Genomic DNA, 17,184 nt, shown 5'->3' with positions numbered 1-17,184 from the left:
ATCCGTGAAGTAAAGAAGTTAAATAAAATTCCCTGGAGTGAAATTAAATGAAATTTAGTACATTAACGATATTTGACCATTACCCAAATCAATCATCCCGAACACCCAGACAATTCTACAACGAGGTATTGGACCAAGCCGTTCGAGCTGAAGAAATGAATTTTGATGGGGTATGGTTTACAGAGCATCATTTCTCAGATTTTGGCATCAACCCCTCTCCAGCAGTTATACTCGCTGCGGTATCTCAAAGAACGAATAGAATCCGTCTTGGCGTGGGTGTTTCGGTACTTCCATTACATAATCCTTTACGAATTGCTGAAGATTATGCGGTTGTCGATCTTTTATCAAACGGAAGATTAGATTTGGGATTAGGTAGTGGATATAATCAGAAAGAATTTGATGGTTATAATATTTCATTAGAGGATAAAGCCCAGCAATTTAACGAGTCTCTAGAAGTGTTACAGAAAGCATGATCAGGTAAGCCTTTTTCTCATCAAGGGGACTTTTTTCAATATAAAGAAATCAAGCTTAGTGTCCAGCCAATTCAGGCTCCGTTTCCCCCTCACTGGATTGCAACCTCTAGTGAAAATGGTGCTACTCATGTCGCCAGTATGGGAAGCAATTTCATGGGGCTTGGATTTAGCAAATCACGAGATGAATTAGCAAAGCTTATTGATACATACAAAAATGTGTATCAAAAATCAGGACATGGTAATCCAGATCAATTAGAAATCCCCGTTGCCTTCCATGTTCATGTTGGTGAAACATCTGCAGAAGCTGAATCAAACGCAAAAGGTCCTTATCAATTATTTATGAATACCCCGCATGGGAAAAATATCTCATATGAGGTTCTTAAAGAGAATTTTAATCCAGTAATCGGGAGTCCTGATGAAGTTATTAAACAAATTCAGTCTTACCATGAAATAGGTGTTACAAACTTTATGGCAGTAATGAATTTTGGTGGATTAGAACATCCTAAAGTGCTTTCATCCTTAGACTTATTTGGTAAGTATGTAATTCCTGCTTGTAAGTGAAAACTTGATAAAGCACGTCGCACTTCAAAAGAAATGGTTTTATTTACTACCATTTTTTCTGAAGAGTTTAAGAATGGACAAAAAATAAACTCTTAAAATTTCCCGTTAGTCATCCATGCTTCCAGGTGTGACATGAATGACTAACGGGAATCAATAGTTCAATAAATGAAAAAGCCAATCCTTCCTTTTCGTACAGGAAATTGGCTTTTTCTATATAAAAAATCGCTTAGCGTACAAAATTCGCGTTTTGTCGACTGTACCCTTTCAATAGTTTTAGCCCTCTTTTTATATTAAATCCCCTTTTCTTTGCAATCACTACACATCACATTACAGATTTCTTATTAAGAATGTATTAAAGAAAATCTGTTGAAATTCAACTTCTTTGATAAAATGTATTTAAATGAATCACATACAAAGGTTGGTTAAAAATGAAGAAAAATAATTTTTTAGTGATCGATGGTACTGTTCAAATTCACGGGAACAGAATCAATGAATACGTTGATTTCATTAATACACATAACTTCAAAAGCGTTTATATTAACAGCCTTAGATATGAACCGACACACATTAATTTTCTCAAGGACTGTCCTCAAATAGAGAAATTATCCATTGGAAGCTCATATATTACGGATTTTTCAGGACTATACAGATTAAAAAACTTAAAATCTTTATCACTAGATGAACTAGCAGTACCTATTAATTTAGCGGAACTGGAGAGTTTTACAAATTTAGAAACCCTCTATATCCAATGGAACAAAAATATTACAGGATTCGAATGCTGTCCTAATCTAAGAGAGCTTTTAATTTGGAAATACAAACCAAAACAAAAAAATCTTGAAGAGCTGGCCTCACTAACGAACCTTGAAGAATTAACGATAACGCAAGGAAATATTGATTCACTAAAAGGATGCGGTGCATTTCCTAAACTAACTAAGTTAGAAATCAATTATTTAAGGAATATAGAGTATATTGATGAAATTGAAAAAAATTCATCAACCTTGAAGTGGCTTGAGTTTGGCAATTGCAGCAAGATAAAAAATCACAGCTATGTTTCTTGTTTAAAAGAGTTAGAAACTCTTATCTTCGCTAGTTGCGGAGACATACAAAATTTGCAATTTGTTAAAGAACTTCTAAAATTAAAGCACTTGAGTTTCGTTGACTCAAATATTGTAGATGGAAATATAGAACCTTGTAACGGTATTCATTTTGTGGGTTTCAATGACAAAAGACACTATAGTCATAAGTTTGAAGAACTAAATCCAGAATTCGCCAATAATCTTCCCTCTTTATAAATTAACACAAGAAAAATCCCTACTTTTAATGAAAAAGTAGGGATTTTTAAATTTTAATGGACTTAGAGATTTGAGTAATTAATAGGTCCTTTTTAAGAAAAACTCTCGTTTATTGAGTACGAAAATTATCAATTTTAAAAAAATAATTGATTATATTTTTATATCATAATAGTATTCGAAATGTAGTCAATATTATTGGAGAAAGGAAACAGATACTATGAATATTAAAGTTGAAACTCTTCCAAAATATCGCATTGCATATGTACGACAAGTTGGTCCATATGGTCCTGCTAACATTCAAGCAATGGAAAAGTTAAAGAAATGGGCTGAGGAGAAAAATCTTGTTAAATCGGCAATAATACTTGGAATTCCACAAGATAACCCTGAAACAACACTTCCTGAAAACTGTAGATATGATGCTTGTATTGTGATTTCAAAGGATTATCAAATTGATAATTCAATTTGCGAAAGTGAACTTTCTGGTGGAAAGTATGTTATTTTCAAAGTCAAACATACAGCGGAAGATATTCAAAAAGCATGGGCTGAAATTTTTCCAGCTTTACACAACAGTGGATATCAAATTGACAACAAACCGATTTTAGAAAGATACACGAGTGATATGATTAACAACGATTATTGCGAAATATGTGTACCTGTAAAATCGTTATAGTTTGATTAGTACATTTTCACTTATTTGAGACTTTATTGTAGCTTTGAAACAAAGTCGTACCTTTTTTAAGAAAGTTATACCGTTTGCAAAAAAGATGTATCGTTTTATCCCATTGACCAATACATTCATACAGGTTTATTTTTTATAAAATCTAAACTTAAAACTACTGAAAAAGAATCCATTTTGATTAATCTTTTTTCAAAGTGGATTCTTTTTACTTATCTTAAAATGCTGAGTTTGATCAAACGTTATTTAAAATCTACAGCTACAACAGAATCTGAGATTGAGGTGCTTCAAGACTTATTGATCTAAATCTAAACTTCTTTCGTTATATCATACTTTAACAATTGTCGTTGGTCATAAAACTTCTCATAAATAATACCCATTAGATAGAAAAATAATAGACCAAAACAAATGTGAATGAGTGTAAATTTAGCTCCAAATGAAGCAAATTCATACACCATAACCGGTAATTTTGCAGTTGTCCAAACTCCTAGAAAAAATACAATGTATCGTATGCTCGCTCCTTTTTTTAATAAAAGTGCTGCGATTGGAAAGGCTACGTAGAGGGGACCTGCTGCAATTCCTCCTAATAATAGGGAGAACAAGATGCCATAGATACCAGATTTTTTCCCCATATATTTAATTAATGTTTCTTTCTTCACCCACTGGTCAAGCAACCCTACGAATATTAAGACAGGAGGGAGTAAGAATAGCATATCTAAAATACTTTTTCCTGTTAATTGAAATGCGTTCCATCCCAACGATTGGTTTATAAAAGTCAATATAATGAGTCCCAATAGTAAAATGAAAAAGAAACGATATCTTCTTAATTCATTCATACCATCACCACCCAAATAATATACGAGAATATGAGAGACATTAACAATGCAGATGCATTACGAGAATAAGCAAAACTTCGCCCAAATATCTTTTGTTCCATCGGTAAAGTTGTGATTCCTACTGACATTAATGTAGACATTAATGCCGCAACTTGAGGGAGGCCCGCACCATTTTGGACTAATGTATGTCCAAGAGGAAACACAATAAAGCTTGGAATAAGTGCAACAGAGCCAATTATTGCTGAATAAACAATACCGATGAATCCAGATTTTTCCCCAATGATGGAAGAAATGAAGGAAGGCGTTAATATAGATAGTGATAGTCCAACGAAAAGCATAATTGATAGCATGGAAGGTATAAGATTACGAAACATTTTCCATGACTTTAATAGAGCGTCTTTTGTTTTATTTCGATCCTTTATAAAAGAAATAGTGGTAAGAATAATGGCTATAGCGTAAAGGATAGCGCCATTAATCATGTTTAGACTCCTCCCATTTTTTATATTTGTTTAAGAAAAATGATAAATTCTTAATTTTTTCTTCAATATCTATTTGAAAATCTTCTAATTGTTTTTTTCCAACTGTAGTAATTTTGTACATTTTTATCGGCTTATCTTGATCAGATGTGTCCAAGTAAGACTCAACAGCACCTTCTTTCTCTAATTTTTTTAGTGTGCGATATATGATAGCACTATCAATTGGATTGATGGGAAGCTCTTCTTCACATTTCTGCAGAAGTTTCCCTCCATAGCTATCTCCCTCTGTTAAAAACAGCAAAAGAAATGCACCTGTATGTCTCCCTGTATGTTTCATGAAATATACAACCTCCTAATTTAAGTGTAAAAAAGTTTTTTTCGTTAACATAACATCAAAATTATTACTGTTAACAACATTATACTGTCAGTAACAGTAATATGTTACTGACAGTATAAAATTAATCTAATGTCATGTCAATTCTAAAATATTCAACATGTTTTTTTATCTTTGTGATAACATGAATTCGATTGCAAATATTATCGAAGAATTGACAAAGTCAACAAAAATCGCGATTAAACATATGACCAAAACAATTGTTTCATACGTAAAAACAAAAACCTAAGCGGGCTAACCAAAAGGTAGGCGTATGAAGAAATGATCTATTCATAGAAACATAAGATAAGAGGCAAATTTAAAAAGGTGCCATCACTATGGCACCTTTCTATCTTTCTTATATAATCTGTAATGGACCTGTAAGTGTAGAAAAATTCGTATCGGAATGTTGTTCTAGAAGATCATATGCTTCACGCAACAATGTATCTTTCTTGCTGTATAGACTTGGACATATAGACATATTTCTTTTATCACAACAAGGGCACCACAACCCCTCAAATGATACATTGCTGGCTTTGATCGTATGTTCATTCGGATTTATTTCACAGAAAAGAAGTACAGTTCCTCCCTTTTCTATATCTAAATAGAGAATCACCCTATTTTTTTCAAATCGGATTTCACCGTTTTGATCCTTATTGAATGTAACATTCTTAATCTTCACTATTACTCACTCCTAGACATTTATAAAGTATATGATATACTTTACATTTTTAATCACATGTCTATTATATAATCAATCTATTACGTTATAAAATAAATGAACTTCCTATACTGTAGATTATATGAACTAAAGAGTGTCTCTACCTCATTTCCGTCTGCTAAATCGATCCACAATAATAAGAATTAAGCTATACAGCAATTTATTTTATCATCTACCCCCAATAGACAAACAGACGACCATAGAATTGGTCGTCTGTTTTGTTTATAAATGCGCTATTGTTGTGACAACACATATTGAGCGTCTCGCAGCAAATAAGTTGCAGCTTCACTTGAAATGTGTTTCCCATTTTGCGCCTTCACTTCATTCACAAAGCTGTTCAAATCATTGTTTGTCAATTTGGCCTGCAAGCTGTTGGCAATTCCGGCATTGTCGATCCATTTCGTATCAGCAAAGTGTGTCACCAACTCCTTTAAGGAATTAATGCTTGCCACTGTCTGAAAGTGAACGGTTTTGCTTTCCTGATTACCGGCTAGGTCACTTGAAGATATAACAAGGGTATGCTGACCAAGCGGCAAGGTATACAGCGGAATCGCCGTTCCGATTTTGTAAGAATGCGTATCGAGCGTCACCGTCGTCTTGCTGTTGTCGACACCCGAAAAGTTATCGGTCAATGTAAACTGAGGCGTCAAATCCCCGGAGTTTTCATAAATACTTCCATCCTCCGGTACAGATACCGCGATTGCTGGCGCCGTCTTATCGATGCCAATAGCAAGATGTTTCACTGCTTCCACATTGCCGGCGTTATCTATAGCACGATACTCGACGCTGTGCATACCTTCAGCAGTCAGCGTCAATTCGGTCTTGTTTGTCCAATCGCCGCCGTCTACTCTTGTCTCGATACGATTTACACCAGTTCCAGTTGGATTATCATCTGCAGTGAACTTCACATTCACATCCTTTGCATTCCAAGCGTCCTCACCTGTAACTCCATCCGTCGTTGCCGTTGTAACAGGCGGCTGAACATCGGTGTCCCGTCCATAGACTTCAAATTCATAAATATTTGCAGTTCCCGTTTCAGCATAATTTTGCGGCGTAGTAATATAAAGCCTTACATATCTTACGTTGGATTTCGTTATATACCTGTCAGTGACGTTTGAAACGTTTCCTGTTACAGAATCCAGATCAGTCCAAGTAGTTCCATCCAGACTTCCTTGAAGCTTATAATTTTTAGTATTCAGAGATAAACTATCTCCACCTTCTCCTGCATGCTTTACTACCCATCTAGATATGTCATAATTTTGTCCAAGATCAACCATTAGCCATTTGTCTCCGTTAATATTTGAAGACCACTTACTGCCACTTGAAGCTGATCCATCTACTACCTTAGACGCTTCGTAACCTGCCACACTTCCATTGGATGTAACCGTCTTGTTCAAAGTTAAATTTACCGGAGCAGGATCGTAGCCTAAAGTGGTAACTTTTAATGGGCTGCTAAACTCTGAAACATTTCCTGCCTCATCCTTAGCTTTTACAGTAAATTGATATGTCGTATTGGGAGCCAATCCTGTTACTTTAAAGTTCGTACGCCCTGTTGTTGATCCAATCAAAGTATCTCCATTATAAATATCATAGCCTGTAACACCTACATTACCCTTAAAATTATCTGTAGCTGCATCCCATGACAGCAGTGCCGTCTTGTCTGTTAATACTTTCGTTGTGACATTAGCTGGTGCGGTAGGCGCTTGTTTATCTGCTGTAAGTGCATCGGCTGTATAATTATTGATGGTCCAGGTAGCTATCGTACTCTTTGTCGCAAAGTCTCTTCCATTTATCACCACTCTATCGGCGTAAATATCAAAAATCAATCCTTGAGCACCTGGCTCTTTTGTATAAGAAGGATTATATTTAATCGCTCCATCTCTTATCATTGTAAAATACTGTTTGTTATACAAGGTACCCGGCAGCCTTATATCATCATGTACATGTCCCGTTACTAAAACGCTTTGAGGGTATTCCCCCACAATATCCTTAAACTTTTGATCCTGTACCTCATCGCTTTGATAAGAATCCTCAGGCTTTGTCATTGAAACTGTATTCCCTAATGGCTGGTGGACGAATAAAAAGATTGGTTTGTCTTTCCTTGCACCCTCCGCTAATTTCGCTTCTAACCACTTAAGCTGGGTATCCGAAAGATAGGCACTGTCCTTATCATCCGCCTCTGTTCCCAAATAGATAAAATGGTATCCATCTATCCATTTATCAAAATATACGCCTGGCATTCCTGTATGAGAGAGAAATCTATCTTCAGCAGTTTCAAATCCTCCCATCCATCTTACATCGTGATTCCCAAGTGCATAGTTGCGGTCAAGCTGAGGATATTTATTCATTGTTGTCATAAATGTATTATATTGTGCATCTGTTCCATAATCAGTAAGATCTCCAACAACGCTAACGGATTTCACATTATTACTAACTGCGTCCTGCAATGCATTATTTAGGATAACATCGTTGATATCTCCTTTTGCATTTGCATGAGTATCAGAAATGGCCATAAAGCTGAATTTATAGCTAGTATCCTTCTCAGGTGTTGTTGAAGCAAGAACCGTAACATTGATGCTTGTTGACAATGCTAGATTATTCGGATTTGCAACCTCTGCAGGTGGATCTACTGTTCCCGTTACCGTGAAATTCTGCTCGGTCTTTACAGCCGGATTGTAACCTGAATCAGCTATATTCCATGTCACAGGTGCGTCGACATTTCCGCCATCGGTCACAAGTGCTACTTTACTAGGCAGTCCAAGGGCCGCCGCTGTAGGCGCTGTTCCGTTTACCACATCTTTAATCGCTGCAGGTGCTGTGATACTTGTTAGATTCTTTGGCTTTATTTCTACTGTATAAGTTGCTGTCTTACCGCGTACTTTGACGGTCAGTGTCTGGTTGGCCGCTGCAGTTGAACTGTTGAACCCGCTTACATCGGAAGGTCTGACTTCCTCCACCCTTGACGAACCATCTATGTATGTGCCGGTGACTACCATACCCGTGAGATCAAGACTCTCTCCGATACGGTAAACAGTCTTTGCTGGTGGTTTTGTAATGTCAATGCTGTTCAACGTTTTTGAAAACTGAAACCAGTTAAGGTTGGCTACATATGTTTTTCCCGCCGCTACCTTAAATACAAGGTATACATCATGAGTTCCGGTAACATTGGCAATATCGGTAGATTGAGTCTGGTAGACATTCCAGTTGTCTGGTGCTGTAGCAGCGACAGTAAGAGTTCCCGCTAAAGGACCTGTCGGACTGTCAAGCCTGATCTCAATATTACCGCCTGCATTTGATCCCTTTACTGAAAGTCTTGCACTAAATTTCGTAGCACCATTAGTACCGCTACCAAAATCAATATTTTTATATACTAAATACTGATTGTCATTAGTACCTCCTATACTTTGTCCACCATCTGGACAAGATTCAACTTTAAGGTAGGCACCCGACTTGGAACTAAAGTTTTCTGCTTCTGTCAGACTATATGCATCGCTTGCGGCATGCACCGGCGTATAGCCAACAATACTGCTGAGTAGGAATGCAGCTATCATGATAAGTGAAAAGAATGACTTGTTAAACTTCCTTAAGGTAACCATAAACATCTCCTTTAATTTTTTATTCCTATCGATGGCACTTCTATCGTATCAACGGATTGTAAAATTCAAATCCGCGAACTGTAAACGTTTCGTAAAATATGGATTGCTTCCTTTTATCTGCATTTGGGACTCTTTTCATCACTTCTGTCATGTCGGCTGGTTTTCGGTAAAGTGTTACACACTGACCGACCTGCTTCCTGTCAGTTTGAAGAAAATCAATAAAGATATAATGGTTGTAACAGTAAGTATGCTTGATTTCGCTGCCGATGTTCCTTAAACCAGCTTAGAATCTGATCATGATAGCGATCTAACTATTTCAGGTTGCAAAAAGGAAAAATGTTTTCCGCTTTTGTTTTAATGTCGTATGGATTAAAATTTGATGAAAGCACGTTTTAAACGAAGTAATCTCTTCATTTTTTAATAATAAAAAAACAGACCAAAATATTGCTATTTGGTCTGTCATTCAACTTTTTAATTATCACTTTTTTCTTCCAAATGAGAACCCGTTAGGTGCAATTCACACCTCTTTTCTTTGCAAATCCTACACATTACAGGTTTTAAAATAATCAGAATATAAAGAATATTCTGATTGTTTTTTATCAATTTTCCTAGAAATTAACTCTCCCCTCTAACAGTTAGAAACATGGTAATATTTAGTTAAAAAGGAGGCGTATCTACTATGAGTACAGAAGTCATAACAAAAGAACAACTTACACGTTTACTCAATAATTGGTATCAATCGATATTGAAACAACAATTTGTTGAATCGAAACAATTAAAAGAAGATATTGATTATAAAATCAACAATGTAGAACAAGATCATGAATTATTATTATATTATTCTTTGCTAAATTTTAGATACAAAGTTTTAACAGACTGGATAGAAATTAAAGAAGACAGTTTTGATCAGGTAGAGTCTTTTCAAATTCCAAGTGAAGGATTTCTGGCATATTATTATCATTTTTTCAAAGCGTTTCATTTTACACTCATTACAAAATATAAAGAAGCAAAAGAACAATACGAAAAAGCTGAAAAACTTTTAAAATATGTTCAGAGTCCATTTGAACAAGCTGAGTTTAATTATCGATTAGGTTATTTCTATTATCAATCGTATCAACCAATACTAGGAATTGATTACATAAAAAAAGCAAAAGAAGAATTTGCAAAACATGAGGATTATCAAATTAATGCAGCTCTATGTGAAAATATGTTTGCTTTATGTTGTATCGACTTAAAGCAATTTGAACAAGCAGAAGAAAACTTCAATACTGCTTTAGATGTTTTCAAAAAATTAAATAGTGAAAAAGCTGTTTTAATGGTTCGAAGTAACTTAGGATGGCTATACGGAAGTCAAAATCTTTCAGAATTAGCAATTCGTCATATTTCTGAAGTTGTTGAAAAATCACCTAGACATTATAAAGCTATTTTTACTATAGCTGAAGAAAATTACAAATTAGGTAGAATTGAGCTTGCAAATGAATTTATTAAATCTGGATTAAATCTCTGCAATGAACTAAAAAACAAAGAATTTCAACATCGTTTTATAATTTTACAAGAATTAAATAGACATTCTCACACTACAGAATTAGAAAATGTAGTGTTGGAAGGTATTTCGTATTTTGAAAGCGAAGGTTTATGGGAGTGTGTAAAAGAATATACTGAAAAATTAGCATTGAAATTCTATGAAGAAGAAAATAATTCAAAAGCAAGTCAGTATTTTTACATGAGTATCATGGCGAGCAAAAAATACCGTGAAAAAGGAGCATTAAAATAATGAAAAAAATTGGTTTATTAATAACGGGACTAGCAATTACGAGTGCTTTAACTATGAGTTTAAATACTTTTACCGAATCCAATAGCCAAGCTTTGAATCGTGGAGATGGTGGCGGTGCACCTGCATTTTCTCTGGGGGATTATGGTGATATAATTAAACAAGATGGCCATGCTAATTTACCTGTGCCTGAATTAAATAGAGGTGACGGCGGTGGTATAATCATTTCTGAATCAGAACATGGGGTTGAATGGTAATCAAAAAAGATTTCCTTTCTATTTGATGACAAATAATGAATTCCACACTATTAATACAAAGGATACATTAAACAGGATGATATTCAAAATTTACTAAAAAAGAATTTTGATATCATCCTATTTTCATTCATATTAATTTTTAATTGAATCATAAGCATTCATTCTATCTAGCCATTATTAAAAGTAACAAATTCTTGATTTGTAATCCCTTAAAATAATACAATTTCTTATCTTTTTAATGAAAGAAAGCAGACCCTTTTCTAAAAAGGTCTGCTTTTTTCATTAAGTTTCGTATTTTCTTCTCCCTGAATATACAGGTAAGAAATCCGTTATTGCTTAAGTCCATCTAAAGAAGTTGTAACAGACATATCAACCGTTCCTACTCCATTTACATTTCCACTGTCTGTATATTGCCAAGAATTCCAGCCTTTCCAATCACTTAATGTAGTTGGAAGGGTAGAGCCATACTTTGCAACCCAAATAGGTACATCGCCGAGTCCAGTTATATTAAAACCATTTACATACCAGCGGCCCGTATAGATCATAACGCGTTTTCCTGTTGTCTGCTGTACGTAATTAATAAAGGTACGTGCCCAGTTTGACACATAAGATCCTGTTATCGTATTTGTCGGACTAGATGGTGATTCAAGATCAAGTACAGGCATTAAATCGGTATGATATTGATTCAATACATCAACAAAATGTTTCGCTTCCACTATCGGGTCATTTTGTTCTGGATGAGCGAAGTGATATGCTCCAACTAAAAGGCCTGCTGCAGATGCATTTTGCACGTATTGTGCATAGGTTGGATCTGTATATGAAGTACCTTCGGTTGCTTTCATATAAGAGGCACTAATACCAGACTGCTTCACTTGATTCCAGTCTATACTTCCTTCCCAGTGTGAAACGTCAATAAATGTATAGGCAGGTTTCAGTGTTGTCGTTACTTTACTAAAGCCAGTACCTTGCATATACTCCACTTCAATCCAGTGAACATCACTTAATCCATTTGTTGCATTTTGGTTATCATGAATATCAATTTTTAACGCTTGTTCATTGTAAGTATTATACCCCCATGTATCTGCAACTTTTTGCCCATCTACATATACACGAACTCCATCATCTGCTCCCGTGTATAAAAGATACTGACCAGCTTTCAAGTGCTTAGCTGTGACATAGCGTGCTGAGAAATGAGTTCCTGGTACACCTGTAACTGGGGAGCCTTCAAGACCATTATCATCTTGTAAGCCGCCATTTGCTGCTTGTGAAAGAGTCTTAGCACCAACAGGATATCCAGAAAGTGTTTCATTCGGATAGTAATATGCAAGCCAGCTACCAAATGGTACTACATCTGAAAATACAGCTGCTTGTCCACCATCTTGATAATATTGCGTATGAATGCTATGGGAGCCTGCTGCTACATTTGGTAATATAGCGCGATTCGTTTCACCAGCAGCTAATGTCCAGCGATCGATGACTAGATTATTATCAATCGAAACCTTTATACCGTCATCTGCAAACGACTGAACAAAGTAATCTCCTCCAGACAATTGCTTATTTTGAACAAAATCAGCTTGAAACTGTTGAGAAGGAAAACCAGCAGGAGCTCCTGATCCCCAGTTATAATGAACTTCTCCATTTGGATCCAACTGAGTATATGCAGTTTGCGAAGATAATACATTCGCATCAACCCAACCTAAAATACGATCGCCTTGCTTAATTTTGTTCCAAGTAGTAGAACCTTTTGTAGCACTTTGTATCACTTGCACCATTTGATATTTATAATTATTTGTAAATTCTACGAATTTCGAGCCATATTCCCCATATGGTAAAGTCCATATGCCATCACCGTTCGTAGATGGTTTTATAACTGCTGTTCGATTCTCATCTTTTATATTCGTTAAATCCGTAAGTGCCTTCCCGGCATCGAGCCAGCCTAACAGCTTACCGTCTTTTTCCACCTGATACCAAGTAACATTTCCTATTGTTGCAGTCTTCACAACTTGAAGCGTTTGATATGTATAATCATTGGTACTTTGTACATATTGTGCACCAGCAATACCATACGGTACGGTCCATATGCCGTTACCATTCGTACTTCCAATTGTAACAGAAAAGTTTGCCGGCTTTGCTATCCCTGCATTGTCTAACGCATAACTGCTAATCCAGCCAATAACTTGACCATCTATACTAAACTTATACCATTGTACACCTTGGTATGTAGCGCTCTCCAGTAACTGCAGATCTCGAAAAGCATATCGATCGGTCGATCCTAAATAATTTGCACCTGGAAGGCCATATGGCATGCTCCATATACCATTGACATTTGTCGCACCCATCACAGCCGTTTGATTTATGGTTTGCAAATTCGTCAAACCACTTAACGCACGACTATCGAGCCAGCCAATGACTTGATTATTTACGCTAAATTGATACCATACAACATTTCCTATCGTTAATTTCTGAATCAGCTTTATGTCTTTTCCTACATAATTATTAGTGGAACCGATATAACTTGCGCCATTTAGACCATATGGAATAGACCAAACTCCATTCCCTGTTGTAAGGACGACCAGCTGATTCTGATTGACATTCGTTGCAGCATTTAGAACTTTACTATCAAGCCAACCTCCATCTTTCCCATTTATCTGTACATGATACCAAAGCACATTCCCAATCTGTGCACTACCAATAACATGAACCATCATACCACTATATTTGGTAACGTCTCCAAGGTAACTAGCCCCTTGCAAGCCATATGGTACTGTCCATATACCGTTACCTTTCATGTTATCCTTAATCAAGCCATCGAAATTTACCGCTTGTTCATTTGTGACGGTACTAGCTGCCAAAGTGGAGCTTGTAGTGTCCGCATTTGCAACAGGTACTGTCTGAAAACCGCAAACCGTAATAGCGGTACATACAGATAGCCAAATCTTTTTCACTTCTGCACACCCTCTCCTTAAATTGTAGTAATCTCGTAGCTGGAAGAGGTCTATTTTTATGTAATCTTTTAATATACGTTCTAATAAATCAGATCCCCAACATTTATGTCCCTCTCTACTACCTTTACATATTACTATTTTTATAAAAATTTTAATATAGTATTTTTGACAAGTATTTCGAAATATTTTTAACATACAAACTCTTCAATAACCTTTATACAGAAGTGTTTATTCACATTTTATACAAACAAACGATACATTCTAATACATGTCATTTTACTATTTTGGTATAATTTTGAAAGTAGGTTATTTTCCTATTTATATATCATGTACTCGTACTATCTTTAGCGAATATTACTGGGATTTGTCCCGCTATTTATGAGTCGTAAGTCCCCTACTTCAAGGTTTAAGAGAAATTGGCCAAGGCTAATGCGAGGGTGTAAATGCCCGTAAAGCAAAAACCGAAGTGCGCTAATTCAAAGGTATGGTGACGAACAAATAATCTATTCATAGAAACATAAAATAAGAGGCACATTTAAAGATGACAAAAAACATTATATCCGTTATACCTTCTGGCATGTCTCCATTAAGCTAACATTTCCAACTGGATGCTTTACTTCTTCTAGAAGCGAAGCAAGAAGGTAAATTACAAAGAATAAAAGATAAAACCATAAAACTTTTAGGAGATGACTACTAAATATCTCTTGAATCATTAATAAATCTGCTAATGGAGAAATTGATTGTATAGAATGTTTAAATATCTTTATATTCGATAATAAAATAAATTATAATGTTTTATACTTTAGCTTAAATAGATTCAGGATGAGTATTATATATCAAGTATTACAACGACTCTCTTCTTCCCTTATATAAGATTCGGACCAACTAATCATTTTATGGGGGTAGTTTTTGAAATTCATTCAATGAAATCGGAAAAACTTCGAAATATATGATTTTGCGAGGATATCTATACAATAAAAAACTTAATTTCTGCAGGAATTAGTGTCACTTTATCACCAGAGATTACACTTTACGAAAACCTTTAAAAGAATACCGTAAAAATACAAATGAGAACTCCCCCTCTAAAAAGCAATTTTATAATTTCTTCCCTCTTCCCACTGCTTAAGATACAGTAAATCCTGTTACAGCAATATTTTTTGCACTTACGTTAAGCATCGTGAAAAAATACACCTGCCTACCGTTATAAACACCTTCATCATTTAATTACTTGAATGATAAAAGTAATTCGATTATAATCTAATTAGATAAACATTAAATTAGGAGGGTTCTGAGTGCAATTAAACAAAATTGTTGAGTTTCATAAAGCGTTAGGCGATCTTACACGGGTTCGTATTATCGCCTTGCTCCAACAAGGTCCTTTGAGCGGACAAGAAATTGCTGGGAAGTTAGGGCTTAAGCCACCAACAATTACACACCATATTACGAAGCTGCGAGATGTTGGACTTATAAAAGAACGCCGTGATAAAAATACGATCTATTTTTCTCTTAATACAAAAATATTAGAAATGAGTGCTAAGGCTATTTTTACTGTAGGAACAGGAGGTGATTCAAACATGGAAATGTCGGTTACTGAAAAGGAACGTTCAGCTATTATCAATAATTTCTTCACAAAAGATGGAAAGCTGAAAAACTATCCTGCACAACGAAAGAAAAAGCTTGTCGTACTTTCGCATATGATCAAAGGGTTAGAATTTGGGAAAGTTTATCAAGAAAAAGAAATCAATGAATATTTAAAGCAGTTTCATGAGGATTATGCAACATTAAGACGTGAGCTTATTATGTGCCAATATATGTACCGAGAAAATAATCAATATGAGTTAAACCCCGTTGAGCTATGGTGGTTGAAGTAAAGGGTGTCACCCGACGCCCTTATTTTTTTACCAAACCAATTAGATGATCATAAAATTAGATAAGTATAAAACAAGGAGGATAGATATGAATATTTCATTTATAAATGAAGAAAAACAATATCGGAAGTTATTTCTAGCCGGCATTGTGAATGGAATTGGGGATCGTTTTAGTTCTGTAGCTGTGTTAGCGATGCTGCTACATTTAACAGGTTCTAGCTTGGCTGTGGGAATGACTTTAGCAATCCGATTGATACCCTCTTTGTTTTTCGGGCCAATCGGGGGCATTTTGGCTGATCGATTTTCGAGAAAAACAATATTAGTTGGAACAGACCTTATAAGGATCTTGTTTGCCTTATCCTTCATATTGGTTCAGAGTAAAGAGGATATCTGGATTGTTTATGTTAGTTCATTTATTTTAGCTGCTGGTGAAGCTATATATGGACCAGCAAGAAAATCAGCAATACCTCGGCTTGTTAATAAAAAACATCTTGTAAAAGTGAATAGTTTAGAACAAGTAATGATAGGATTTGTTTTAATTATTGGGGCACTTTCAGGTGGAATAGTTTCGTCTATCTTTGGACCTGATGTAACATATTGGTTAAATGCAGTATCATTTTTAGGAGCTGCAGCCATTAACTATACAATTAAATTTCCTGAGAGTGAAAATGTTAAAAAAGTAGAGAAGCCAAAGAATCTAATCTCCACCTTCAAAAAGGTAATCTTGATGTCCGCCTCAGTTCAAATTCTTTTTTTCTGTGAGATATTAATAGCTTCTATGAACGGAATTGATAATGTTTTAATCAGCGTGTATGCGATTAACGAGTACCATCTTGGAGATGTAGGTGTAGGTCTTTTTTATGGTGCATTAGGGATTGGTTTAATGTTAAGCTTTTCTGTTGCAAATCAATTACGAAAAAATTTCCTTGTTACAGGTTTAGTATGTCTATTGCTTGAAGGGATATTTCAACTGTTATTAAGTCAAACACATTTCGTGTTTTTTGCTTTTCTTATGTTTGGCGGAGCTGCATTTATGTCTGGGATTTGTAATGCATGCTTTGATACCATTCTTATGAAGGAAATCCCTGAGCAGCACCAAGGAACTATTTTCGGAATATTAGCAACAACCCTAAATACCGTATTAGGAATATCTATGTTAATTTCTGGATCCGCGCTTCAATACCTTACTCCACGTTCCTTAGGTTTGATTGGAGGTATCGCCTATATTCTTATTTCCGTTTCCTTAATTTTAATCATTTCAACGAAAGCATATCGGAAAAGAGGTACCATTTGAGAGGTACCTTTTTTTATAGAAACCTTCCCCTATTTCTTCAATTAA

The 17,184-nt window shown here is 35.4% G+C and carries 11 protein-coding genes and 3 pseudogenes; 7 read left to right on the top strand and 7 right to left on the bottom strand.

All coding sequences use genetic code 11. From position 1 onward, the window contains the following. Positions 1 to 47: 47 nt before the first annotated feature. From NKR74_RS08555 to NKR74_RS08545, 3 genes and pseudogenes are all read left to right on the top strand, one after another. Positions 48 to 1,034, top strand: a pseudogene (locus NKR74_RS08555) (LLM class flavin-dependent oxidoreductase). Positions 1,035 to 1,462: 428 nt separating this feature from the next. Continuing rightward, positions 1,463 to 2,326, top strand: a complete 864-nt coding sequence (locus NKR74_RS08550; protein WP_253629236.1) for a leucine-rich repeat domain-containing protein — start codon at positions 1,463 to 1,465, stop codon at positions 2,324 to 2,326. A gap of 217 nt (positions 2,327 to 2,543) precedes the next feature. Then, a complete protein-coding gene (locus NKR74_RS08545) occupies positions 2,544 to 2,996 on the top strand; it encodes an AraC family transcriptional regulator (protein WP_098310553.1) in 453 nt (150 codons plus the stop codon). A gap of 314 nt (positions 2,997 to 3,310) precedes the next feature. Here the strand turns inward: NKR74_RS08545 and NKR74_RS08540 are convergent, their stop codons facing one another. From NKR74_RS08540 to NKR74_RS08520, 5 genes are all read right to left on the bottom strand, one after another. Further along, a complete protein-coding gene (locus tag NKR74_RS08540; protein WP_253629235.1) occupies positions 3,311 to 3,838 on the bottom strand; it encodes a permease in 528 nt (175 codons plus the stop codon). Further along, on the bottom strand, positions 3,835 to 4,317 hold the full coding sequence (locus NKR74_RS08535) for a hypothetical protein (protein WP_253629234.1): 483 nt from the start codon (positions 4,315 to 4,317) through the stop codon (positions 3,835 to 3,837). The genes NKR74_RS08540 and NKR74_RS08535 overlap by 4 nt, the downstream gene beginning before the upstream one ends. After that, on the bottom strand, positions 4,310 to 4,651 hold the full coding sequence (locus NKR74_RS08530) for a PadR family transcriptional regulator (RefSeq protein ID WP_253629233.1): 342 nt from the start codon (positions 4,649 to 4,651) through the stop codon (positions 4,310 to 4,312). Before NKR74_RS08530 ends, NKR74_RS08535 begins: the two co-directional genes overlap by 8 nt. 394 nt (positions 4,652 to 5,045) lie before the next feature. After that, positions 5,046 to 5,369 carry a hypothetical protein gene (locus NKR74_RS08525; RefSeq protein ID WP_253629232.1) on the bottom strand — a complete coding sequence of 108 codons (324 nt, stop codon included), beginning with the start codon at positions 5,367 to 5,369 and terminating at the stop codon, positions 5,046 to 5,048. 272 nt (positions 5,370 to 5,641) lie between these two features. Continuing rightward, on the bottom strand, positions 5,642 to 9,004 hold the full coding sequence (locus NKR74_RS08520) for a carbohydrate-binding protein (RefSeq protein WP_253629231.1): 3,363 nt from the start codon (positions 9,002 to 9,004) through the stop codon (positions 5,642 to 5,644). 679 nt (positions 9,005 to 9,683) lie between these two features. On the opposite strand from NKR74_RS08520, the gene NKR74_RS08515 reads away from it, so the two are divergent. Together NKR74_RS08515 and NKR74_RS08510 are read left to right on the top strand one after the other, a co-directional pair. After that, on the top strand, positions 9,684 to 10,778 hold the full coding sequence (locus NKR74_RS08515; protein ID WP_253629230.1) for a Rap family tetratricopeptide repeat protein: 1,095 nt from the start codon (positions 9,684 to 9,686) through the stop codon (positions 10,776 to 10,778). Further along, the gene (locus tag NKR74_RS08510; protein WP_253629229.1) at positions 10,778 to 11,032 is read left to right on the top strand and encodes a Phr family secreted Rap phosphatase inhibitor; all 255 of its coding nucleotides are present in this window, start codon (positions 10,778 to 10,780) and stop codon (positions 11,030 to 11,032) included. Before NKR74_RS08515 ends, NKR74_RS08510 begins: the two co-directional genes overlap by 1 nt. 335 nt (positions 11,033 to 11,367) lie before the next feature. Here the strand turns inward: NKR74_RS08510 and NKR74_RS24085 are convergent. After that, a pseudogene (locus NKR74_RS24085) lies at positions 11,368 to 12,582 on the bottom strand (GH25 family lysozyme); the annotation flags it as partial. Between the two features lie 132 nt (positions 12,583 to 12,714). Continuing rightward, positions 12,715 to 14,172: pseudogene (locus tag NKR74_RS08500) on the bottom strand (GW domain-containing glycosaminoglycan-binding protein); the annotation flags it as partial. Positions 14,173 to 15,269: 1,097 nt separating this feature from the next. On the opposite strand from NKR74_RS08500, the gene NKR74_RS08495 reads away from it, so the two are divergent. Then, on the top strand, positions 15,270 to 15,848 hold the full coding sequence (locus tag NKR74_RS08495) for a DUF2087 domain-containing protein (protein ID WP_230576131.1): 579 nt from the start codon (positions 15,270 to 15,272) through the stop codon (positions 15,846 to 15,848). A gap of 85 nt (positions 15,849 to 15,933) precedes the next feature. Beyond that, positions 15,934 to 17,139, top strand: coding sequence for an MFS transporter (locus NKR74_RS08490; protein ID WP_253629228.1), 1,206 nt, complete (start codon positions 15,934 to 15,936; stop codon positions 17,137 to 17,139). Positions 17,140 to 17,184 lie beyond the last annotated feature (45 nt).

The sequence above is a fragment of the Bacillus sp. 3103sda1 genome, assembly GCF_024159135.1.
Lineage (GTDB): Bacteria > Bacillota > Bacilli > Bacillales > Bacillaceae_G > Bacillus_A > Bacillus_A rhizoplanae.
This window is presented reverse-complemented; position numbering and strand designations above follow the sequence as displayed.